21 protein-coding genes are annotated in these 24,026 nt (G+C 34.5%); 9 read left to right on the top strand and 12 right to left on the bottom strand.

Annotated features, from left to right (window positions below; genetic code table 11):
- Positions 1–46 precede the first annotated feature (46 nt).
- The 3 genes from ACFX5F_RS01970 (at position 47) to ACFX5F_RS01960 (ending at position 3,335) form a co-directional block, all read left to right on the top strand.
- Positions 47–505, top strand: coding sequence for a DUF1573 domain-containing protein (locus ACFX5F_RS01970; RefSeq protein ID WP_379849404.1), 459 nt, complete (start codon positions 47–49; stop codon positions 503–505).
- A gap of 74 nt (positions 506–579) precedes the next feature.
- Positions 580–1,116: an RNA methyltransferase gene (locus tag ACFX5F_RS01965; protein WP_379849402.1), complete on the top strand. Its 537-nt coding sequence runs from the start codon at positions 580–582 to the stop codon at positions 1,114–1,116.
- Positions 1,117–1,157: 41 nt separating this feature from the next.
- The gene (locus ACFX5F_RS01960; RefSeq protein ID WP_379849400.1) at positions 1,158–3,335 is read left to right on the top strand and encodes an Ig-like domain-containing protein; all 2,178 of its coding nucleotides are present in this window, start codon (positions 1,158–1,160) and stop codon (positions 3,333–3,335) included.
- Between the two features lie 16 nt (positions 3,336–3,351).
- Here the strand turns inward: ACFX5F_RS01960 and folK are convergent, their stop codons facing one another.
- Positions 3,352–4,485: a 2-amino-4-hydroxy-6-hydroxymethyldihydropteridine diphosphokinase gene (gene folK, locus ACFX5F_RS01955; RefSeq protein ID WP_379849398.1), complete on the bottom strand. Its 1,134-nt coding sequence runs from the start codon at positions 4,483–4,485 to the stop codon at positions 3,352–3,354.
- A 138-nt stretch (positions 4,486–4,623) separates the two neighbouring features.
- Here folK and sppA point away from each other — a divergent pair, with 138 nt between their 5' ends.
- Positions 4,624–6,384, top strand: a complete 1,761-nt coding sequence (gene sppA, locus ACFX5F_RS01950; RefSeq protein ID WP_379849396.1) for a signal peptide peptidase SppA — start codon at positions 4,624–4,626, stop codon at positions 6,382–6,384.
- A 354-nt stretch (positions 6,385–6,738) separates the two neighbouring features.
- Here the strand turns inward: sppA and ACFX5F_RS01945 are convergent, their stop codons facing one another.
- From ACFX5F_RS01945 to ACFX5F_RS01935, 3 genes are all read right to left on the bottom strand, one after another.
- Entirely contained in the window at positions 6,739–7,323 is a 585-nt protein-coding gene (locus ACFX5F_RS01945) for a hypothetical protein (RefSeq protein ID WP_379849394.1), read from the bottom strand.
- Between the two features lie 8 nt (positions 7,324–7,331).
- Positions 7,332–7,949: a hypothetical protein gene (locus tag ACFX5F_RS01940; protein WP_379849392.1), complete on the bottom strand. Its 618-nt coding sequence runs from the start codon at positions 7,947–7,949 to the stop codon at positions 7,332–7,334.
- A 579-nt stretch (positions 7,950–8,528) separates the two neighbouring features.
- Positions 8,529–9,323 carry a DUF2797 domain-containing protein gene (locus ACFX5F_RS01935; protein ID WP_379849390.1) on the bottom strand — a complete coding sequence of 265 codons (795 nt, stop codon included), beginning with the start codon at positions 9,321–9,323 and terminating at the stop codon, positions 8,529–8,531.
- 95 nt (positions 9,324–9,418) lie between these two features.
- Between ACFX5F_RS01935 and ACFX5F_RS01930 the strand changes: the two genes are divergently transcribed.
- On the top strand, positions 9,419–10,942 hold the full coding sequence (locus tag ACFX5F_RS01930) for a GH3 auxin-responsive promoter family protein (protein ID WP_379849388.1): 1,524 nt from the start codon (positions 9,419–9,421) through the stop codon (positions 10,940–10,942).
- Between the two features lie 227 nt (positions 10,943–11,169).
- Here the strand turns inward: ACFX5F_RS01930 and serB are convergent, their stop codons facing one another.
- The 5 genes from serB to ACFX5F_RS01905 form a co-directional block, all read right to left on the bottom strand.
- Entirely contained in the window at positions 11,170–12,411 is a 1,242-nt protein-coding gene (gene serB / locus ACFX5F_RS01925; RefSeq protein WP_379849386.1) for a phosphoserine phosphatase SerB, read from the bottom strand.
- Positions 12,412–12,624: 213 nt separating this feature from the next.
- Positions 12,625–13,038: a VOC family protein gene (locus ACFX5F_RS01920; protein ID WP_379849384.1), complete on the bottom strand. Its 414-nt coding sequence runs from the start codon at positions 13,036–13,038 to the stop codon at positions 12,625–12,627.
- Between the two features lie 202 nt (positions 13,039–13,240).
- A complete protein-coding gene (gene clpX / locus ACFX5F_RS01915; RefSeq protein WP_314897625.1) occupies positions 13,241–14,473 on the bottom strand; it encodes an ATP-dependent Clp protease ATP-binding subunit ClpX in 1,233 nt (410 codons plus the stop codon).
- 86 nt (positions 14,474–14,559) lie between these two features.
- A complete protein-coding gene (gene clpP, locus ACFX5F_RS01910; protein WP_379849382.1) occupies positions 14,560–15,234 on the bottom strand; it encodes an ATP-dependent Clp endopeptidase proteolytic subunit ClpP in 675 nt (224 codons plus the stop codon).
- Positions 15,235–15,633: 399 nt separating this feature from the next.
- A complete protein-coding gene (locus ACFX5F_RS01905; RefSeq protein WP_379849380.1) occupies positions 15,634–16,959 on the bottom strand; it encodes a trigger factor in 1,326 nt (441 codons plus the stop codon).
- A gap of 424 nt (positions 16,960–17,383) precedes the next feature.
- On the opposite strand from ACFX5F_RS01905, the gene ACFX5F_RS01900 reads away from it, so the two are divergent.
- The 3 genes from ACFX5F_RS01900 (at position 17,384) to ACFX5F_RS01890 (ending at position 19,382) form a co-directional block, all read left to right on the top strand.
- Entirely contained in the window at positions 17,384–17,884 is a 501-nt protein-coding gene (locus tag ACFX5F_RS01900) for an Xre family toxin-antitoxin system antitoxin (RefSeq protein ID WP_379849378.1), read from the top strand.
- Complete coding sequence (locus tag ACFX5F_RS01895; RefSeq protein WP_126451733.1) at positions 17,884–18,360, top strand: RES family NAD+ phosphorylase; 477 nt, start codon at positions 17,884–17,886, stop codon at positions 18,358–18,360. The genes ACFX5F_RS01900 and ACFX5F_RS01895 overlap by 1 nt, the downstream gene beginning before the upstream one ends.
- 842 nt (positions 18,361–19,202) lie before the next feature.
- Positions 19,203–19,382 (top strand): hypothetical protein, encoded by a 180-nt coding sequence (locus ACFX5F_RS01890; RefSeq protein WP_379849376.1) that lies wholly within the window; start codon positions 19,203–19,205, stop codon positions 19,380–19,382.
- A gap of 159 nt (positions 19,383–19,541) precedes the next feature.
- Here the strand turns inward: ACFX5F_RS01890 and ACFX5F_RS01885 are convergent, their stop codons facing one another.
- Positions 19,542–19,715, bottom strand: a complete 174-nt coding sequence (locus tag ACFX5F_RS01885; RefSeq protein ID WP_379849374.1) for a hypothetical protein — start codon at positions 19,713–19,715, stop codon at positions 19,542–19,544.
- Positions 19,716–19,982: 267 nt separating this feature from the next.
- Here ACFX5F_RS01885 and ACFX5F_RS01880 point away from each other — a divergent pair, with 267 nt between their 5' ends.
- Positions 19,983–20,975 (top strand): phosphotransferase, encoded by a 993-nt coding sequence (locus ACFX5F_RS01880; RefSeq protein ID WP_379849372.1) that lies wholly within the window; start codon positions 19,983–19,985, stop codon positions 20,973–20,975.
- A gap of 44 nt (positions 20,976–21,019) precedes the next feature.
- Here the strand turns inward: ACFX5F_RS01880 and ACFX5F_RS01875 are convergent, their stop codons facing one another.
- Both ACFX5F_RS01875 and ACFX5F_RS01870 read right to left on the bottom strand, forming a co-directional pair.
- Positions 21,020–21,157 (bottom strand): hypothetical protein, encoded by a 138-nt coding sequence (locus tag ACFX5F_RS01875; RefSeq protein ID WP_379849370.1) that lies wholly within the window; start codon positions 21,155–21,157, stop codon positions 21,020–21,022.
- Between the two features lie 115 nt (positions 21,158–21,272).
- The gene (locus tag ACFX5F_RS01870; RefSeq protein ID WP_379849368.1) at positions 21,273–23,897 is read right to left on the bottom strand and encodes a multicopper oxidase domain-containing protein; all 2,625 of its coding nucleotides are present in this window, start codon (positions 23,895–23,897) and stop codon (positions 21,273–21,275) included.
- Positions 23,898–24,026 lie beyond the last annotated feature (129 nt).

Genomic DNA, 24,026 nt, shown 5'->3' with positions numbered 1-24,026 from the left:
TGATTTTTTCTTTAAATTTGTTTAACTAATTAAAAAAAACAAGACAATGAAAAAAATAGTTACACTAGCGTTATTATTAGTATTAGGAGTTACTGCTTCTAATGCGCAAGAAACATCTAAAGTTACTAAAAAAATCAAGGCTTCAACTACTAAAATTTCAACTCCAAAAGTTGATGGAGCAGGAATGGTTTTTGTAACTGAGACTATCGATTATGGTACTGTTGCCCATAATGCAGACGGAAAACGTGAATTCGTTTTTACTAATAATGGAAACAAACCATTGATTATAACTAATACTCAAGGTTCATGTGGATGTACAGTTCCTACAACTCCAAAAGAACCAATTGCTCCTGGTGCAAAAGGTATTATTGGTGTAAAATATGCTACTGATAGAGTAGGTCCTTTTACAAAAACGGTGACAGTAACATCAAATGCAGCTGGACAAGCAACAAAAACGCTTACAATAAAAGGAACGGTTTTAGCAGATGATGCACCAAAAAGCTAATTTCTAATATAATTTACATTAAAAAGCTTCCCTAATTTCGGAAGCTTTTTTTATGAAGACAAACCCTGAAAAATATGAGAAAGCTTGAAAACAGCGAATTGGAAAGAAAATCAATCGAAGCTTTTAAAGAATCTAAAAAGACACCCATTATCTTAGTCTTAGATGATATTCGAAGTTTACATAATATCGGTTCTGTGTTCCGGACTGCTGACGCCTTTTTGATTGAAAGAATATACTTATGCGGTATTACGGCAACTCCTCCAAATAAGGAAATCCATAAAACCGCGCTTGGAGCAACAGAAACGGTAACTTGGGAACACAATGACAATGTCCTGACAGTAATTGAAAATTTAAAAAAAGAGAATATAATCACTCTGGCAATCGAACAAGTGGAAAGTGCTATTTTTCTTCAAGATTTCAAAATTGAAAAAGACAAAAAATACGCATTAGTTTTTGGGAATGAGGTTTATGGAGTTTCACAGGAAGCAGTCGCTCTATGTGATGGTTCGATTGAAATACCACAATTAGGAACCAAACATTCTTTGAACATTTCAGTAAGCGCAGGCATTGTCGTTTGGGATTTGTTTCAAAAAATAAATTGGACTGCATAAATTAATGTTTTTTCAAACAAGAAAAACAATACTTTTATAAAATGAGAAAACATGTTTTTTTAAAAATAATTTTAGCTTTAGTATTTTTCTCTTCGGAAGTAAACTACGCATCCAACTTTGATTATACAATAAAAAAAAATGTTTCCAATAAAACACGCCATACCTTTAATCCATCATATAAAAAAAAGACTCAAGAATCAGTTGCTAGTACTGCTCCCATTCTAATTGCTCAAAACAACAATCAACCCTACTGCCCGGGAACTTCTTTAAATATTGTAAGTGATATATTAATAGCAGACCCTGACAATTTCATTACTTCGATTTATATACAGATTTCTTCGGGTTATATTAGCGGCGAAGACGTATTGTCATTGGCAGGAACCCATCCATCAATTACAAGTATTTGGGATGGTTTATCTGGGAAATTTACTTTAACCGGATCAACAGGACAACCAAGCACTGCAGCGTTCATAGCCGCCATAAAAGACATAAAATATTCCAGTAGCAACACATCTCCTTCCGGAATTCGTAGTTTCTCAATTACAATAGGCCAAGCAAATTACTTAGCCCGAAACGGTCATTACTATGAATACATCTCAAATCCTGGAATCAGTTGGACAGCAGCAAAAACAGCTGCCGAGAATAGCTCTTATTTTGGACTAAAAGGATATTTAGCCACAATTACCGCTCCCGATGAAGCACAACTTTGCGGAGCACAAGCAAACGGAAACGGATGGATTGGTGGCAGCGATGCAGAAACAGAGGGCGTCTGGAAATGGGTAACTGGACCCGAAAACGGAAGTGTATTCTGGAATGGAGGAGCAAATGGCACATCACCAACTTATGCCAATTGGAATGCCGGAGAACCTAATAACAGTAACGGAGTTGAACATTATGCACATGTTAAAGCACCCGGCGTTCCAGGAACACCTGGATCCTGGAATGATTTACAGTTAAACGGGGATGCAATAGGAAATTATCAAGCCAAAGGATACATTGTAGAATTTGGCGGAATGCCAAACGAATTACCACTCAAAATTTCAACAAGTACAACAATCAGGATACCTAAAATCACAAATACAACTCCCTCGCAAAGATGCGATTCAGGAAGCGTGACGCTTAAAGCAACAGCTTCTGACGGAACTGTAAATTGGTTTGATGCTGCAGCCGGAGGAAATCTATTAGCAGCAGGAAACTCCTATTCAACGCCAAATTTATTTACAACCACAACCTATTATGTAGATGCAGGTGCTAATTGCACCACCCCTCGAACACCAATTATTGCGACTATAAATGCTACTCCCATAGTAACTTCAACCAATACTCCTGCAACAAGATGCGGTACCGGGGCAGTTACACTTCAAGCAACCGTTAGTGCTGGGACTATCAATTGGTACTCAGTTGCAACCGGCGGGGCAGTTGAAGGAACCGGGACAAGCTTTATTATTTCTGCTATTTCTCAAAACACAACATATTACGCTGAAGCGCAAAATAACGGTTGTATTACTAATGCTCGAACCCCAGTTCAAATTAAAATTTACACCCCGCCCGCTGTTGTAGATCAGCAATTAACTTTGTGCAAATCAGCAATTATAACACTTGACGCCCAAATTCCAAACATGACCTATTTATGGTCAACTGGAGAAACCTCCCAAAAAATCAGTATTAAAGCTGCAGGAAATTATTACGTTGATATAACTAGTCCTACACCGGAAAACTGCACCAGCAGGAAAAAGATAAATGTTACTGAACATAATACTCCTGAAATTGATCGTGTTGATGTTAACGAAACAACACTGGTAATTTACTTAAAAACGGACCAAACTTATTTTGAATTTTCTATTGACGGCATCAACTTTCAAAATTCAAATGTATTTTTTAATGCGCCCGGTGGTCTGCAAACTGCTTATGTAAGAGAAGTTAATTTCTGTAGTTATGATACAAAACCCTTTATTGTACTAATTGCACCTAAGTATTTCACTCCAAACAATGATTCTTATAATGATGTATGGGAAGTAAAAGGATTGGTAAACTATCCAGAAGCCGAAGTCTCTATTTTTGACAGATATGGAAAGTTGATTACGAGACTAAATGCAAAAAAAATAATGTGGGACGGTACATTTAATAATAGTTTATTACCGGCATCCGATTATTGGTACATTTTAAAAATTGACAATACCAAACCTCAATTAAGCGGCCATTTTTCTCTTAAAAGATAAGCTCCTCTTAATTTTATCAGCTGATTTTCTGCTGAATTTCATTTAAAATATATAGATAATCTTCTTGGTTTTTTACAAAATCCCGATCCGAAACATCAATGATTAATACATTTAATTCCGTTTGTGATTTAATGTAATCCAAATAGCCATTATTGATTTTTTCTAAATATTCAGCTGGGATTTTTTGTTCATAGCTTCTACCCCTTTTTTTGATATTCTGCAGCAATCGTTCGGAATTTTGATACAAATAGATATACAAATCCGGTTTTGGCATTTCTCTATAAATGATATCAAAAAGATTACGATACAAACGATATTCATCCTCTGCAAGCGTGATTTTGGCAAAAATCAACGATTTAAAAATATGATAATCAGCCACTATGAAATCTTTAAACAGATCAAATTGCGCTAAATCATCTGATAATTGCTGGTACCTGTCGGCAAGGAATGACATTTCAAGCGGAAACGCATATCGGTTTTGGTCTTTATAAAACTTAGGCAAAAAAGGATTGTCCGCAAAACGTTCCAAAACTGTTTTTGCATTGAAATCTTCTGAAATCTTTGTAGCCAAAGTTGTTTTCCCTGCTCCAATATTACCTTCAAAGGCAACATAATTAAATTGTTCCAGTGAAATACTTTGCAAAGGGCTTTTTAGCTCCTGAATTACTTTGCAAACACTTTGATCTGCCGAGCATTCCAGCAACTCCGAAATTGTTTTTTTTAGAACAGGATGTTTCCAATCCAAATTTAAATCTTGGATAGGCAGCAAAACAAATTTCCTGTTTTGCATTAACGGATGTGGAATCTGGAGTTTTTCAGAATCAATAATCTCCTCATCAAAGGAGATCAAATCTACATCAATAGTACGAGATTGATATCCTACTTTGTTACTTCGAACCCGGCCTAATTTTTTTTCAACTTTTAGAACTTGATTTAAAACTTTCTGCGCAGAGTTCGTCGTATGAATAACTGCAACACAATTATAAAAAGCATCACTATCAAAACCCCATGCCGGAGACTCATACAATCTGGAAACTTTGATTACTGTTCCCACTTCCTGATGTATAAATTGCAAACAATTCTCGATATTTTCCAATCGATTTCCTTGATTACTTCCTAGAGATAAAACGACCTGATGTTGTGATTTCATATTAAGCGCAAATTAAGTAAAAGAATTTTAGAATAGGAGTATCTTTGCAAAGAGTGTTGATAACTAATTTTAGAATTTTAAAACCTAAAGTTGTAACAAATTGACCTTATTTGAGACTTATTAAAAAAAAATATAAATATGAAATTTTTAGGAAATGTACTGGCTACCATCATAGGTATTTTTGTTTTTTTCATGCTGTTCTTTTTCGGGATACTGATTATTGGAGCCATTTTTGGAGGAGAATCTGAGGGCGTTAAGGTCAAAAGCAATTCTGTGATCGAACTGAATTTAGAAGATATAAAAAATGATTATGCAGGAAAATATAAAGATCCATGGATGACTATTTTTTCAGAAAACAAAAAAGTAGGCTTGACGGATATTATAAATGCTGTTGAGAAAGCAAAAACTGACGACGACATCAAAGGGATATCAATTTTAAATAATAATTCTTCTTTAGGTATGGCCCAAAGCAAAGCCTTGAGAGACGCGCTGGAAGATTTTAAAAAATCTGGAAAATTTGTAATGGCTTATGCCAATTCTTATTCACAAAAAGAGTACTATTTAAACTCTGTTGCCAATACCGTTTATTTGAATCCTGTAGGTGATATGGATTTCAAAGGTCTTTCTGCTGAAATTATGTTTTTCAAGGAATTCCAAGAAAAATCAGGTCTAAAAATGGAAGTGATACGCCACGGAAAATACAAAAGCGCCGTAGAACCTTTCCTTGAAAATAAAATGAGTGATGCCAATAGAGAACAAGTTACCGCTTTATTAAATTCAGTTTGGACTTCGATTGTAACTGATATTTCAAAAAGCAGAAATATATCGGTAGCCGAATTAAATGAGATCGCAAACGGACTTTTAGCCAGAACTCCAGAAATGGCTAAAGCAGAAAAATTAGTTGATGTTATTGCTTACGAAGATGTCTATCATAATGCCATTAAAAACATTTTGAAAGTAGATAAAGACGAAGACTACAATAAAGTTACCATTTTGGATTATGCAAAAAATGTGGCAACGACTTCAAAAATCAGTGATGGTAAAGATCAAATTGCAATTATTTATGCTCAGGGAGAAATAATGAGTGGCGAAGGCGATGTAAATACAATCGGAGAAGGTTCTATGCGTCGTTCGTTGCAAGAAGCCCGAAAAAACAAAGATGTAAAAGCAATAGTACTTCGCATCAACAGCCCGGGAGGAAGTGCTTTGACTTCTGATTTGATTTGGAGAGAAATTGAATTGACTAAAAAAGTTAAACCTGTAGTAGTTTCTATGGGGAATTACGCAGCTTCAGGAGGGTATTATATTGCTTGTAATGCCAATACAATTTTTGCAGAAAACAACACAATCACCGGCTCGATAGGTGTCTTTGGAATACTGCCTAATTTTACTCAGCTGGCGACAAAAATAGGCATCAACACCGAACAGGTAAAAACCCATGAAAACGCCGCAAATTATAGTCCTTTTGTCCCTTTAGACGAGAAATTCAAAGCCGTTACTCTTGAAGGTGTAGAACATATTTACAAAACGTTTGTTACACATGTTGCTCAAGGACGAAAAATGACTTTTGCTCAAGTAGATGCCATTGCCCAAGGAAGAGTTTGGTCTGGTTCTGAAGCTTTGAAAAAAGGACTTGTAGATAAAATTGGAGGTTTGGATGATGCCATTGATGAAGCCGCAAGAATCGCAAAAACAAAAAACTACAGTACACAAAACTATCCGGAATATGAGAAAAATTTCAAAGATATTTTAGAAAGTCTACCTTTTGCAAACTCTAAAGCAGACTTTATTAAGGAAGAAATAGGAGAAGAAAACTATAAAATTATGGAACAAATAAAAAGATTACAATCGCAAAAAGGAGTTCAAGCCATGATGCCATTTGAAATCAATGTCCAATAGTTTTTTTTTAAAAATTAAATTAAAAATAATCCGTTTAAGTAATTGCTTAAACGGACTTGTTTTTTTGTAACAAACTATTATTTAGGATAATATTAGAAAGTTCTAAATCTTAAACTATTATTTTTGTAGGAAGTAAGGCAGGATTTTTCCTAAATTTATATAACCAAAAGAAAGAAAAGCATGTTAAAGAAAATATTCGAAATCACTTGGCTGATTCAAAACCATAATTTTAGCTAAAAAAAAACTACTTTAACAATCATTCAATTATCAATAAATTACAAAATAAAAATATTAACAAAAAAAATCCCAATCCGAATAATCGGTTGGGACTTTTTTAATTCATTAAAATGAGAATTATTTTTGTTCAAAAAGACTATTCAGATCTTGTTTGGCTATATTTATCTTTTCCTCAGCACTTTTTTTAATATCAGCTTTTGTCTTTTCTGCTGTATTTTTAGCATTAGATACTCTATTATTAGCATCTTCAACTAATTTGCCTTTTTCGGCATTTACCTTGGCTTTCACCTCATTTGCAGTGTTTTCTATTTTGGCATTAGTTTTACCAGTGATAATGCTGTCATATTTTTTGACAACATTACTTACACTATCCGGCCTTTGTATTCCCAAAGTTCGAGCTGAGGTTACTAAATAACTTTCGTACTGAGATTTTACTGTTCCGCCTTCAGCAACATATATTTTTTTGGATTCTAAATATTTTTCTTGGGCTGCCTGCAATTCCTTTTTAGCTGATTTAATTTTTAGAGGATCATTTGTCGCAACGGCTTCATCATAATTTTTCTGAGCTGTTAATAATGCTAAAGCGGCATCTTCATAAGACTGCGTAAAATCTATTTTCACATTGGATGCATCATTTTTTTTACAACTGTTGGCTGTAAGCATTATTCCTACTAAAGCCAATAACATAATTATTTTTTTCATTATTCTATTTAATTGTTCATAATCTGTTGGGTTAATTTTTGCAACTCTAAATTTTCATCAGACTGAGAGATGTCTCCGTTCAGTCTTTTGATTTCCAAAGTATTTACTTGTTTTGCTAAATTTAAATAAGTAAGATATTTTTCTAATATTTGAATTTTTTTGTCTGAGGATGTATTCGCAGCATTGGCACTCTTTACAAAAGTTTGCAGATTGTCATTACACAAAATATATGCCTGAAATGCATTTGACAAAAAATAATCATTGACAAGAGAATTAATTTCCAGATTAGTATATAATTTCGGGATTTCTACTGGTGAGTACTGAATGATTTCTGTAATGTCAATTCCTTTTTTGGCAGGATTCAGATACATTCCTTTCGTTTTCATTTCATTATTTTCCAAAGAAAGATTAGTCGCGTTCAACAGCTTTACCAAATTTTGTTTTTCATTGATGTCAGATAAAATTGTATTAAGACTTAATGCGATGAAGAAACCGATGAACGTGGAAATTAAAGAAATAAAAAATTCAAATGATCGCGCTTTTTTAGTTCGGAAGCCATCTAATAAAGACGAGTTAATCAGAAAAAGAGTTACAATCACTAAAATGGCGGCTAAAATAATATACATAGGTATGTGTTTTTGTCAAAGATATTAAAAATCAGGGGTTAATTAAAATAAAAATAGATAACAGGTGTTTTCTGAGGATGAAATAATAACAATATGTAACTCGTAGTGCATTAATAAATTAGATACAAAAAGGTTGTTCTTTTATCAAAAAATCAATTTGTTTAATTGATTTTCAAACAGTTAAATAGATGCACAATTTTTAAGATAGTTACGACAAAACATTAGAGTTTTTAAATAAAATTAAAAAAAAAAACAATTCATTTCTTCTACAGAAATAAAACCAAAGACGAATGATAAAGAATTAATTTCCTTGGTTTTACTGGCAGAATATTTAGGAAATGACAACGAATACGAATTATTTAGAAAAATTCCGGGTTCATATTAATATTAGCAAAGCATTCATTTCCTTAACGATGTTTGAGAAAATTTTGAAAACGTAACAATAATACGAGACAAAAGACTTCACCGGACATGTTGTAAAACAACTTGTTTTTATCATTAAACCATTAAGAAATTAAGAAAAACTAAGCATTAAATCTTAATGACACTTAATTCCTTAATGTTCTAAACCATATTTTTTTATACATTAATCGTTACCACATATCCTTCGGAACCACGGATATTGAAAACTGTTCCACCTTCAAAAATAAGATATTGTCCTTTTATCCCTGTGAGTTTTCCTTGAAACTGAGGCGTTTTATCTAAACTTAAACTGTTTACTTTATTTGGATATTCTAAAACGGGATAGTGCATTTCATATAAATCATTCTTTTGCGAATAAAAATACTCTTGCACCTCCGTAGGGATTAAATGTTCTGCTTTCAATCTTTCGGCAATCAAATCAACCTGTTCAAAAGTATTTGTCAGCATTTTTCGCCAATTTGTTTTATCGGCATAATGATTCTTCAAGGCAACTTCAGTAATTCCTGCTAAATATCTATTGGGAACTTCAACAATCGAAATAGCTTGATTTGCACCTTGATCAATCCAACGCGTAGGTATTTGCGTTTTTCGTGTAACTCCTACTTTCACTTCGCTTGACAAAGCTAAATATACAATATGAGGTTGTAATTGTACTTTCTCTTCATAAACCAAATCCCTGTCCTGAATACCCAGATGCGCAGTACTCAACTCGGGTTTCATAATCCAATCTCCTACTGCAGCACTAGAATAAAAGCAATCGTAACAAAATCCCTGACGGAATATCTTTTTCTTTTTTCCGCAGTTCAAACATTGGAATCCAACAAAATTGATTTCGATATTTTTATTCAGTAATTGATTCACGTTCAAAAAACTATTTTCAAAAACCAAGTAATATTGAATTGGGGTCCCGAATTCAGTCTGCATTTTTGTAAGTACACCTTCGTAAGTCATTGTGATTAAAGTTTCAGGTTTAACGCTACTAGTTAAACAAATTTTGTTATTTTTGGTAAAGTTATAACTCACAATTCATAATTCATAATTTAAAAATGCCTCTAACCATAATCAATTCGTTTGCTTCTTGGGTTCTTAAACAAAGAATCCATCAGATTGAACTTTTCCTGAAATATCCCAATGAAGTTCAGGAAGAATTGCTTATGAATTTAATTCAGTCTTCAAAAAATACTGTTTTAGGCAAAAAATATGAATATGCATCGATAAATTCCTATGCCACTTTTTCAGATCGAATTCCTATTTCTACTTATGAAGAATTACAGCCACTGATCGAGAGAACTCGTAAAGGAGAACAAAATGTTTTCTGGGAAACGCCAATAAAATGGTTCGCTAAATCAAGTGGAACAACCAATGCCAAAAGTAAATTTATCCCGGTAAGTAATGAAGCGCTGGAAGATTGCCATTATAAAGGAAGTAAAGATTTATTGTGTTTGTATCTGAACAATAATGAGGATTCAGAACTTTTTCTAGGAAAAAGTCTTCGCCTTGGCGGAAGCTCCCAAATCTATGAAGACAATAACACATTCTTTGGCGATTTATCCGCAATTTTAATCGAAAATATGCCTATTTGGGCTGAATTCAGCAGCACTCCTAGCAACAAGATTTCCCTAATGAGCGAATGGGAAACTAAAATTGCTGCGATTATAAACGAAACAAAAAACGAAAATGTAACCAGTTTCGCCGGAGTTCCTTCCTGGATGTTAGTTCTAATGAATAAAATGCTGGAAGAAACCGGAAAAGGTAATTTATTTGAACTTTGGCCTAATCTGGAAGTGTATTTTCACGGAGGTGTGAATTTTGAACCCTACCGAGAACAATACAAAAAAATACTCCCTAAAAAAGATTTTAAATATTACGAAATATACAATGCCTCCGAAGGTTTTTTTGCCATTCAGGATTTAAACAATTCCAGCGATTTACTTTTAATGTTAGATTACGGAATTTTCTATGAATTTATTCCGATGGATACTTTTGGGACACCCAATCAAGAAGTAATCCGCTTAGCTGATGTGGAGCTTTTCAAAAATTATGCTTTGGTAATCACTACCAATTCCGGTTTATGGCGCTATTTGATTGGTGATACCGTTCGTTTCACCTCATTGAATCCATATAGAATTCGGGTTACAGGCAGAACAAAACATCACATCAATGTTTTTGGAGAAGAATTAATGGTCGAAAATACGGATCAGGCTATAGCCAAGGCCTGTAAAATGACTAAAATGGAAGTTGTCGATTATACTGTTGCGCCCATATTTATGGAAGGTAAAGAAAAAGGGGCGCACGAATGGATGATTGAATTTAAAGACAACCCCGCAGATGTTTCCCAATTTCAGAAAGCATTAGATGAATCTATACAATCCTTAAACTCCGATTACGAAGCGAAACGCTACAACAACATGACGTTAAATCCGTTAGTAATTAATGTAGCGAGAAAAAATTTATTTTATGATTGGCTAAAGGGAAAAAATAAACTGGGCGGACAACATAAAATTCCAAGATTATCAAATCAAAGAGATTATCTGGAACAACTGAAAAGCATGCAGTTTCAAACCATATAAAAACGAAAAAAAGATGAAATACACCATCTACATCGTGATCACAATAGTTTTACTTAGTTCCTGCGGACCTCACAGAATGAGATGTGGAACAAGAGGAATCTGTAAATCTACCGAAAAACCAAGGTTAGAAAAACCTGAAAAAATATCGACCATTAAGGTCTAAATAAAAAAGAGGCTGTCCAAAAATTAATTTTTAGACAGCCTCTTTTTTATTATAAATATAGAATTTACTCTTCCTCATCCATCATATCAATATGTCTATCGTGGTAGCCTAACAGGTATAAAACACCATCTAGGCCAAGACTGGAGATTGAAGTAGAGGCACTTTCTTTTACTTTCGGTTTAGCGTGAAAAGCAATTCCCAAGCCTGCCAAATTCAACATGGGTAAATCATTTGCACCATCACCTACCGCAATGGTTTGGTTGATATGTATGCCTTCTTTATCGGCAATAGCTTGAAGATATTCTGCCTTCTTTTTACCATCGACAATTTCGCCTAAATATTTCCCTGTCAATTTACCGTCTATAATCTCCAATTCATTGGCATGAACGTAATCAATTCCCAATTCCTTTTGTAAATAATTACCAAAATAAGTGAATCCTCCAGACAAGATAGCGGTTTTATATCCGTAATATTTTAAGGCCTTCATCAAGCGATGGGCTCCCTGTGTTATTGGAAGATTTTCAGCAACTGTTTTTAGCACATCTTCACTCAAACCTTCTAACAAAGCCATTCGTTGTTTGAAGCTTTCGCTAAAATCAATCTCACCATTCATAGCCGATTCAGTAATGGCTCTTACCTGCTCACCCACACCCGCTAATTCAGCTAGTTCATCAATAACTTCGGTTTGAATCAAAGTAGAATCCATATCAAAACACACTAAACGTCTGTTTCTTCTGTACATATTGTCTTCCTGAAAAGAAATATCTACATTTAAAGTCCTGGAAATTTCCATAAAACTGGCAGTCATAAATGTTTTATCAACAATATCGCCAGTTACCGATAATTGTATGCAAGAACGTGGATATTTCTCCTTTTCGACCACAGAAGTTCTGCCTGTCAATCGAATGATCGAATCAATATTCAAGTTCTTGTCTGACATTATTTTAGTCACCGCCGACAATTGTACCGCCGTCAATGTTTCTCCTAAAATATTTATTATATAGCGCTGCTTGCGTTGTGCTTTTACCCAGATTTCGTAATCAGCAATAGAAATTGGGGTAAACTTAACCTTGATCCCCAATTCATAGGCTTTAAACAATAAATCTTTTAAAACAGGTCCAGAAGAAGAACCCGATTTTATTTCAAACAAAATCCCCAAAGACAATGTATCATGGATATCTGCCTGACCAATATCAAGAATAATGGCATCATAAGTCGCCAATATAGATGTTAAACCTGCAGTTACCCCTGGTTTGTCCTGACCAGAAACTTTTAATAAAATAATCTCTTTATCTTCTACTTCCATCTTGTAATTATTTGATTTAGAATGGACAAAAATCGGCATTCTAATGCTGATAAAAAAAGAATCATGTTTGTTTTTTAAAAAATAACAAATAGTTTAAATTACCTATAAAAAAACCTACTCAAATCAATGAACAGGTTTATATTTTTGAGAAAAATGCAATCTTCAAGATGCAATCTAATATCGTCACCTTGTTTTTTTGGAATAGCTTAAAATTTACTGTTTGGGCACTTTACTAAAATCCATATATAACATATTCCAACGGTGCCCATCTAAATCTGCAAAACCACAACCATACATCCAACCTTGATTTTCGGCAGGTTTGGCGAAAACCGTACCTCCTGCTGCCTCAACTTTCCTTGCGAACTCATTCACTTCTTCTCTACTTTCGGTATCGATAGAAATTAATATTTCTGAGCTTACAGCAGTATCTGTAATTTTATTTTGAATACAGCTTGCAAATTGAGTTTCTTCAAAAAGCATTACTACAAAATTAGCATCTCCAACTAAAAGGCATGTTGAATATGCCGTATCATGCTGTTCATTAAATGAAAAACCAATTTCAAGAAAGAATTTTTTTGAAGCTTCAATATTTTTGACGGGTAAATTAAGCCAGACTTTTTTTATCATCTTTTCTATATTTTTTTTAGATTTAAAATTTTATATATCTATTTTAAAAACTAACATTTTCCTTTTAAATTCAGACAATAAATTTACAAAATATTTAAAGTCGGTTCTCTTTTAAAAGCAAGAATGTAGTTTTTAAATAATCCATAAAAAAACCTGTTCAAAATAAATGAACAGGTTTATATTTTTTAGAAATATGCAATCTTTACGATGCAATCTCCAATCGCTTCAATAAGTTTTTATTCAACGTTTCTTTAGCATAATCCACGTCAATTTCTAATGTTTTATCATCAGAACTTGGCAATTCATACATCGCATCGGTTAAGACTGCTTCGCACAACGAACGTAATCCACGAGCTCCTAATTTGTATTCTAACGCTTTATCAACAATAAAATCCAATGCTTCATTTGTAATGGTGAATTCAACATCATCCATCAAAAATAACTTCTCGTATTGTTTGATTAACGCATTTTTAGGTTGTGTCAAAATCGCACGCAAGGTTTCTCTGTCTAAAGGATCCATGTGTGTCAATACTGGCAAACGACCAATAATCTCCGGAATCAATCCAAAATCTTTGATATCCTTTGGAATAATATATTGCAACAAATTGTCTTTGTCAATATTATCCACATTTTTTGAAGTAGAATAACCAACGGCCTGACGGTTCAATCGTTTCGAAATAATTCTTTCGATTCCATCAAAAGCACCACCGGCAATAAACAAAATGTTCTGTGTATTTACCTCAACAAATTTTTGGTCCGGGTGTTTACGTCCTCCTTTTGGTGGTACATTCACAACGGTTCCTTCCAATAATTTCAATAATGCTTGTTGCACTCCTTCTCCAGAAACGTCACGCGTAATAGACGGATTGTCACTTTTACGTGCAATTTTATCTATTTCGTCAATGAATACAATTCCGCGTTCTGCTTTGGCAACATCATAATCAGCAGCTTGCAAAAGACGCGTCAAAATACTTTCGACATCTTCCCCAACATAACCTGCTTCAGTTAATACCGTTGCATCAACAATGGCTAAAGGCACATCCAACATTTTTGCAATGGTTTTAGCCACCAATGTTTTTCCTGTTCCTGTTTGTCCCACCATGATGATGTTACTTTTTTCAATCTCAACCTCATCGTCTAATTGCTGTTGCATCAAACGTTTGTAGTGATTGTAAACTGCAACCGACATTACTTTTTTAGTTTGGTCCTGTCCAATTACATATTGATCCAAGAACGCTCTGATTTCTTTTGGTTTCTTCAAAATCAAATCTCCAACCAGTTTTGAACTTCCGCTGGATTTTAATTCTTCTAAAACAATTCCATGTGCTTGTTCGATACATTTATCACAAATATGTGCATTGATTCCAGCAATCAATAAATTGGTTTCTGGCTTCTTTCTTCCACAAAACGAACATTCTAATACTACTTTTGCCATTCTTTTAGTCTAATGTCATAAAGTCAAAAGTCGTAAAGTCTCAGCAATGCTTTTGACTTTCTGGCTTTTGACTTTCGACTAATAATTTATCCTCTTATTAAAACCTCATCAATCATTCCGTATGCTTTTGCTTCTTCAGCAATCATCCAATAATCACGCTCACTATCGGTGTGTACTTTCTCGAAAGTTTGTCCGGAGTGGTGAGAGATAATTTTGTACAACTCATCTTTTAGTTTCAACATTTCGCGTAAGTTGATTTCCATATCTGTGGCAACTCCCTGAGCTCCGCCTGATGGTTGGTGAATCATTACTCTTGAATGTGGCAAAGCCGAACGTTTTCCTGCCGCACCTGCACATAAAAGCACCGCTCCCATAGAAGCTGCCATTCCTGTACAAATAGTCGCTACATCTGGTTTGATGTATTGCATTGTGTCATAAATCCCTAATCCTGCGTAAACGCTTCCTCCTGGAGAATTCAAATAAATCTGAATGTCTTTTGAAGCATCAGCACTTTCAAGGAACAATAACTGTGCCTGAACGATGTTTGCAATTTGGTCGTCAATTCCTGTTCCAAGGAATATAATTCTGTCCATCATCAATCTTGAGAAAACGTCTAATTGTGAAATATTCAACTGACGTTCTTCAATGATATATGGAGTCATGTTTTTAGGAGTCATTGCGCCTACGATTTTATCGTAATACATCGAGTTTACGCCGTGGTCCTTTGTAGCAAATTTTTTAAATTCTTTACCGTAGTTCATATTTTTTTGTTCTAAGTTTTACGTAATATCTTGTAATTCCATTTAACGCAAAGGTCATACCTATTTCCAAATGATGTCAATATGTCTTATTTTTAGCCCAGATGGGAGTAAAAAGCTTTTTGAATTCCGTTTTTTAGTTTTTTTATTCTTGCAAAGCGACTGAAAGAAGCTCTTGCAGGAATAAAAAAAACTGAAACGGAAGAAAAAACTTGTAACGTACAGCTGGATTGGCTCCCGCAACTAATTGAAACAAAAGAGCGCCAAAAAATATTTTTTTCTGACGCTCAAATATAACTATTTTTTATTGTTTAGTATCTCTAATAAAATCATAAAATTTTAATAATCACTTGCGCTCTTAGGGCTTTTGACTTTCGACTTTACGACATTACAGACTCCTATTTATTCTCCGTAAGAAGCGGCAATAAATTCGTCGTAAGTAACTTCTTTAGTAGTTGGATTTGCTTTTTCTTTGAACAATTCTAACATTTTCTCTCCTACCACTTGGTCAGAAAGTCTTTTTACTTCGTCTTGGTTAGACAAAACTCTCGCAACAATTCCCTGAACTTCTTCGTCAGTAGGATTTGTTTGTCCGAATTGAGCCATTTGCTGACGGATTGATTTTGTAGTGAACGTTTTCAAGTCTTCAAAAGTAACTTTGATATCACTTGTAGCCATTGCTCTACCTTCGATCAACTGAAAACGCAATCCTCTTTCAGAACGTGCATATTCTACTTCAGCTTCTTCAGGAGATAATTTTTTCTCTCCTACCGTTTGCAACCATTTTTTCAAGAATTCAGATGGCAAGTCGAATTTTGTATTTGCAATCAAGAAATCCTGAACATCAGCCAATAATTTTTGGTCAGCTTGTTGCGCAAATTGAGATTCAGCATCTTCCTTGATTTTTGCTTTCAATTCTTCTAGAGAAGCTACAGTTCCAGCTCCAAAAAGTTTATCGAACAATTCTTGGTTCAATTCAGCCATTTCAGTAGTATTGATTGCTTCGATAGTGAAATCTACGTCAACCGCCAATTCGTGAACCTCATCATGACTTACTTTCAACACGTCCATCAATTGATGTACGTCTTCGAATAAATCTTTTGTATTTACAGTCACAACATCACCTACTTTTTTACCGATGAATTTATCAGCAGTAGCTTTGTCTTTGAACATATCCAAAGCAATAGTTGTTGTGTTATTGATTCCTTTTTCTTCGTTTGTGAAAGCTCCAGTCAAATCTGAACCCGCTACAACCACATCCTGAGGAATAGCTTTACCAAATTGTTTTTGGATGCGTTCTACTTGACCTTCGATTAATTTATCATCAGCAGAAACTACATATTTTACGATGTCGTTTTTAGCTTCTAAGTCTAATTCGAAGTTTGGCACTAAACCAATTTCATATTCAAAAACCAATTCTTCAGTATCCCAAGAGAAATCTTCGTTTACTTTAGCAAGTGGTGTTCCAAGAAGGTTTAATCTTTCAGATTGTACGAAACGCTCTAAAGCCAAGTCAACCACTTTTTGAACTTCTTCTTGTTTGATTGCTTTTCCGTATTGTTTTTCAACAAGATCTTTAGGCACAGCCCCTTTTCTAAATCCTTTAACCGTTGCCAAAGGCATTTTTTCGTTTATTCTTTTTGCAACTTGACCTTTGTAATCCATCTGAACTACAGTCATTACAATTGTCTCAGTTACTGCGTCTATTGCTACTCTTTTAATATCCATCTTCTTCTTTAATTTATATTATAAATTCGGACTGCAAAATTATAAAATTTTTGCAACCCAAACAAGTTTTTTATTCACGTTCCCAATCCCGATCCCGAAACGTCGGGACGGAACGAAACGGGATTGAATTTTAGGCAGTTATTTGAAAAAACCACAGGTCTGAAACGGAAAATAATTTAGGCGTGTCCCTCCAGATTGCTTCGTCGTTCCTCCTCGCAACTGCGGGTCAGGCTGTACGTTCCCGCTTTTATTGTTTGCCCTTCGGGCTAAAACAATAAAGAGCTCTACTGCCATCCTTCACGCGGGTCGTGGTATGCGACATATAAAATTGCTTAGAAATTTTGACGAATTAGTGATAATTATGTTGGAATTTTTTCGTTTTAACAACAAAAATATTGTATGTTTACAGTAAATAAGTTGCGTTATGGGAAAAGTCACACGTAGAACAAAGCCGTTCGACACTAAAAGAAGTGTCCAGAAAGCATCTGGTTATGCTGTAAATATTAGAAAATTTTTATTGAGTTCTGATGGCAAGGAATATAAATGGAGCAATAAGCTTGAGCGTGTTAATGTAATCAGAGCTGGCATTCCATATGATTCAATTGAATTAATTAGTAAAAGACTTAATAATCCAATAAAGTCAGTTCTGGCAATAGTTGGGATTCCACAAACTACATATAATAAGAAAAAAAGCGAACATTTACTTTTGGACAGTAGAAATAGTGAATTAGTGATTCTAATTAACGAGTTAATTGACTATGGCTTGGAAGTTTTCAATAACGAGGAAGAAAAATTTCAACGCTGGTTAAAAAAACCTAACTTGTCCATTGGGGGAAGTTCACCCGAAAATATGCTTGACACAATAACAGGCATTAACGAGGTTAAATTTAGTTTGAATCGCTTAGAATTCGGAAATTTAGCGTAATGATAGTATTTAGAATTGAACGTGAAAAATATTTAAGTACTACGTTAAATGGAATAGGTGCGTCGATTTCTGAAGGTTATCGGTGGAATAGTCTTAATACTCGAATTGTTTATACTGCTGAAACTAGAGCTCTAGCAACATTGGAAGTTTCTGTTCATTTAGATTTAAGCGAGGATTTACCCGATGATCGTTTTTATGTCGAAATTGAAGTACCCGATGGAATTACTATACAGGAAGTAAAGCTGGAAGATTTACCAAATGATTGGAATTCAAAACCACCATCTTTAACTACCCAAACCATCGGTGATGATTTCGTAAATTACAATGAAGCTGCCATTTTAAAAGTCCCTAGTAGTATCGTACCAAAAGAATTTAATTATTTAATAAACCCTGTTCATCCAGATTCATCAAAAATTAAGGTCGTAAGCACTTCAAAAATGATGTTTGATCAGCGATTAAAAAGTGTTAAAGAATAAATTATCGCTAACAGCAGGCCCAGCTCCGCAAAGTGTTCATTCAAAGAATAAATTTATCGCTTAAGCTGCGCAAACGCCTCTGACTTTGCGCCAGCTCCGCAAAGTGTTCATTTAAAGAATAAATTTATCGCTTAAGCTGCGCAAACGTCTCTGACTTTGCGCCCACAATAATGAGCAAATAATATAGTGAGAGTAAAGTGTTACCGGCAGATAGGATTTGGTACAAAGTCGGGAGACTTTGCACAGCATAAGAGCTATGAAATCGGTTTTGCAACTTGATAGTACAAATTTCGACAATGGCACTAATCCAAAAAATAAATGCTATTTTAGCTCCAAAATCCTAACAAAACCTAGGAACGTTGTACAACATACCAATAATTCAAATTAAATAGATTGACAAAGTATTTAAAATATCTCATTTCACTCTTTCTGGCTTTTGGCCTGATAGTGAATGATGGTGCTTTAGATTCTCCATCAAATTGAGCAGATTATTACCAATTCTCAAACGTAATTCTAAGAAGAGAATTAAACTATAAGGGTTCGAAATTATATGTTTTCAATCAGACAAATCCGTCTGAAAAAACTTCATTCTTATTTCAGTTAGCCTACCTCCAATTTCAAGATATTTTTAATCTTCAAATTCCGGTTCTTCTAAAATCACAAACGCTTCTTTATCAAAAAGTAAGTTCATTTGCATCTCAATACATTTTTATAAATGAGATGATTACTTCCAGAAACTCCTATAAAAGTTTATACATAGCCTAGAAAATTTCTTTCTACGCATTTATGCAATTCCATGCATAAAGATGATAACAAATGTCTAATCATTTATCATTTACAAAATGTATAAACACAAAAATAAAACACGTTTAGAGCAATCTAAACGCCCTATTCTTTGGGCAAAAAGAAAAATTATGCTAATTATTACTGCCTTTATGATCGGAATGTCAAACGGAATGAACGTGGGAGATCATACGATTAACGGAAATCAAAATCACACCGAACAACATAAAAAAGATTGATTTGATTCTTGCAAATATATTGCGCAACAGTAAATCAAAAAAGCTAGGAGTAAAACCTAGCTTTTTTGATTTTATAAAACACCCAGCTCGGCAAAGTGTTGAGAATTAGCAAACCTTAAGAACTATGAAAACGCTTTTGTCAGCTAAATTTTTATTTATTTAAACTCCTTTTACAGTGGTTCCTATTGCCAAAACAACAAAACCAATAAGCAATAGCGTGTAATTATACTCCGATAAAACCTGGATATGTGCAAAATGTCCTATGATTCCAAGTATACCACAAATCAATCCTATAATCCAGGTAATTTTCTTTGGTGCTGAAGGGTTATTCATATAAATAATTTTAAGTTATTCCGAACTTAATATATTTCGGTAAAACAAAAATAACCTATACATTTGAAGAAATGGAATATATTTTTTGATAATAATTACATAATTCACACATTTTTAGCAAAAATTCTACACAAAAATCTTCTCTTTGGGATTTTAAAAAATTATCTTATAAACTATTCCAGACTTTAAACTATTTTATCATTGATTCTACTTTGCAAATCTAAAGGATAATGTAGATTTGCAATCCGTGCCCAAAATTTAAAAAAAATGACAAATTTTCCCGTTACAACATCAACGCTTTCAGCCACAGCCTTAGGGCAATTTGTTATAGAAAAATACGACCTCAACGAAAACTGCACTTGCCAATTGTTTAGAACAGGGATTAATCACACCTATTTTATTGCTGACAACGAAACAAAATATGTATTACGAGTTTACTTTTACAACTGGCGCTCAAAATCCCAAATTTTTGAAGAAATCAATCTGTTGCATCTTCTAAAAGAGAACCATGTCAGCGTCTCTTTTCCTATAGCAGACAAAAAAGATGAATTCATACAAGAAATAAACGCCCCAGAAGGAATACGTCACGCCGTACTCTTCTCCTTTGCCGAAGGAGAAAAAATAAGATTCATGGACGCACAGACTTGTTTCTCTATTGGTTCGCTTATGGCAAAAATTCATACTACAACAGCTAACAAAAAAATTAATCGCATCAATTATGATTTAGAAACCTTGATTCAATTGCCTTATGAATATGCAAAGTATTATTTTTCCGAGACAATAGCGGAAATGAAATTCATAAAAAAGCAAAGCGAAAAAATCAGTAAAACCTTTGAGAAAATTGACTTCACAAAGGTCACAAAAGGAATTGTTCATATGGACATTTGGTATGACAACATGAACATTAAAGACAAAAACGAAGCAACCATTTTCGATTTTGATTTTTGCGGAAACGGCTTGTTGGTTTTTGATGTTGCCTATTTTTGCAAACAACTATTCCATATCGAAGTTAATAAGGAGGAATACGAACTAAAAGTTCAAAGCTTTTTAAAAGGTTATCAAAATATAAGACCACTATCCGAAGAAGAAATAAAAATGATTCCTGACGCAGGAGCTGCCATTTGGATTTTTTATCTTGGCGTACAATCGCAACGGTTTGATTGGTCAAATATATTTTTGACTGAAAATTACCTAAAAATGTATATCGGAAGAATGAAATCTTGGATTGAATATAATGATTCGAAAGAAATCTCTCGATAGGCGGATTTGCAATCCGTGTCTCTATATTTTAGTTCAATTCAAAATCATTTTCTTCTCCGGTACTTGTGAGCTGCCACTAATAATGCCAGTCCTAAAACGACTATTGAAAACCACCAAAAAACATGTATTCCCATAAATGAGTACGATCCCATATGCATTTCTCCATTACCGTTATTAAACATAGCTTTATATTTTAAGGGTTAAATAAAATTTTAAAACAACACAAGATACAAAATCTATAATCTCCCCGCTGCGTAAAGTATTTCTCATTCTTGATAAACACTTCTCCAAATACTTTTAATAATTCAAACTCAATCCAAAACCCAATCCCATATCGCTGTCATAATGCGTAGTAATTCCAAAATTTCTCTTGACGATATAACGCAAACCCGCCATGTATTCTTTGTCGGTATTCCACATTAAACTCATGCGCAATCTTTTTGAAACCGGAATATCCATGCGTTCGAATTGAAATCTGACTTTTCCGTCACTAAAAACTTCTGTTTGAAATTTAACTAGCATAGGCAGCGTGTATTCAATTCCTAAACTTGCAACCGCTCGTTTGTCTTTGGTGCTTTCTTGACCAAAAAGATTTTTCTCCATCTCTCCTTCTTTCATTTTTCGATACCTCCAGTCAAAACCTACGAACGGCATCAGCCATTGCATTTTTCCGATGTATCTTCCAATATGCGTTTCCGTTTCATAACCATGATGGTCATTATACCCCAATCTCCATTCGGTGCCAATGCTCCAACGTGTGTTTTGAATCATCAGCATTCCGTCATTTCCATTGGTGGCAAAATCATTTTCGGCCATTATATGAAAGGCTCTGTCATCAGCGAATAATTTGCGCTGCGCTAATTTTGGATCTGGAATTAAAGGATTTGGTTCTTGATTTTCATAACTTAAAACCCTTCCCATTCCCGCCATCATATGATACAGAATGTGGCAATGAAAAAACCAATCGCCTTTCACATTCGCATTAAACTCAATTGTGTCAGTTTCCATTGGCATAATGTCGATAATATTTTTCAGTGGTGCGTATTCTTCTTGACCGTTCAGCACTCTAAAATCATGTCCGTGCAAGTGCATGGGATGGCGCATCATCGAGCCGTTGAAGAGCACAATTCGGACATTCTCCCCTTTTTTAATTAAAATTTTATCGGCTTCAGAAACTACTTTATTGTCCAGACTCCACACGTACCTATTCATATTTCCAGACAATTCAAATCGCAATTCTTTTACGGGTGCCTCTTTTGGAAGCGTTGTTTTAGTTGGTGATTTCAGCATTGCATAATTCAAGGTCGTGATATCTGAAAGTTCGTTGCTGTTATAATCGGCTTCGGTCATTTTCATGTTGTCCTTTTTTGCAGAGGAATCATCCATTTTCATTTTTCCCATATCATGCGAAGAATGATCCATTTGAACTTCTTTTTGAGTTCCTTCCTTATCGTTTAAAGGTCCCGTAATTTCAGGATACATAACCACATTCATATCCATTTGATTCAATGACATTTTCATGCCCATATCGTCTAAATCTCCATTCATTTTCATCATTCCATTCATCATTTTCATTCCTTCAAAATACTTTAATTTAGGCATCGGTGTAATCAATTGCTTGATCCCGTTCCCTAAATACAAGGAAGCAGATTTTGTTCGGTCCTCTGATGTCACTAAAAATTCAAACGCCGTTTTTTCAGCAGGAATAGTTACAACAACATCATACGTTTCAGAAACTGCAACAATCAATCTATCGACTTCAACAGGCTCAACATCATTACCATCACTGGCCACCACCGTAATTTTTCCTCCTGCATAGTTCAGCCAAAAATAAGTTGAAGCACCACCATTGGCAATCCTCAATCGCACTTTATCGCCCGCTTTGAACTGCGAAAGCTGGCTTTCATTTTTACCGTTGATCAGGAATTTATTGTAATACACGTCACTTACGTCCATGGCATTCATTCGTTTCCATTCGTTGGTGACTTTTGTTTTGAAATGTCCTGCTTTTATGGCTTCAGCATAGCTCTGGGTAGTCCCTTTTTGAATTGCAAACCAATCCGTGGCATTGTGTAACATCCGATGTACATTTTCTGGTTTCATATCTGTCCATTCACTCAAAATGATTGGAACTGTCGGTAAATCATCAATTCCTTCCCTAAAGTTTGGGTCTTCGTTTCTTTTGTTCATGATAAACAAACCATACATCCCAATTTGTTCCTGCAAACCGGTATGACTGTGATACCAGTGCGTCCCGTGCTGAATAATTGGAAACGTATATTTATGCGTGGTATTCGGTTTGATTGGCATTTGGGTCAAATTAGGCACGCCGTCTTCCTTATTTGGTAAAAATAATCCGTGCCAATGCAACGAAGTATCTTCATTTAATTCGTTATGCACATAAATTTCGGCAATATCGCCTTCGGTAAACGTGAGTGTCGGCATTGGGATTTGTCCGTTTACGGCAATCGCTCTTTTAGATTTATCGCCAAAAGTTACAATCGTATCCCGAACGTATAAATCGTAACGAACGGTTCTTGGCGGCGCATTTTTAGCAGTTCTTTTAATAGGTTCTGCTTTGATTTTAGTGATATCCGCGGGAACATTTGTATGATTTTGATGCAAATCATTATTTACTGCTTTAGTTTGAATAGGACTTGCTTTTACAGGAGATACTTTTGAAGCCGGCTGTTTTTTAACGGTTTTTTTTAACGGTTTTGCCTTTTCCTTAATCAAATCCATACCGCATTTGGGGCATTTCCCCGGTTTAGTGGCATGAATTTCAGGATGCATTATACAAGTGTAGGTTGTAGGCTGTGTCTGCAAAATCTCTAGTTTTCTAGAAACATTTCCCTCAACGCTATTTTCTGCCTGCATAAAGGAATAAAAAGTCAGAAAAGCTACTAGTGTTATTTTTTTCATTTTTATGGTGCTAAATTTTGAATTAATTATTTTCTTTTTCTAAATCGGTTCAACAGTACCAACATAAAAAGAAGCAGTACAATTACTAAAATTAACCAAAATGGATGCATTCCCATGAAAGAATATTCC

It is taken from the genome of Flavobacterium zhoui (genome assembly GCF_042787235.1).
In the GTDB taxonomy this organism is placed as follows: Bacteria; Bacteroidota; Bacteroidia; order Flavobacteriales; family Flavobacteriaceae; genus Flavobacterium; species Flavobacterium zhoui.
Note: the sequence above shows the minus strand (reverse complement) of the source record. Positions and strands in the feature narration are given on the sequence as shown.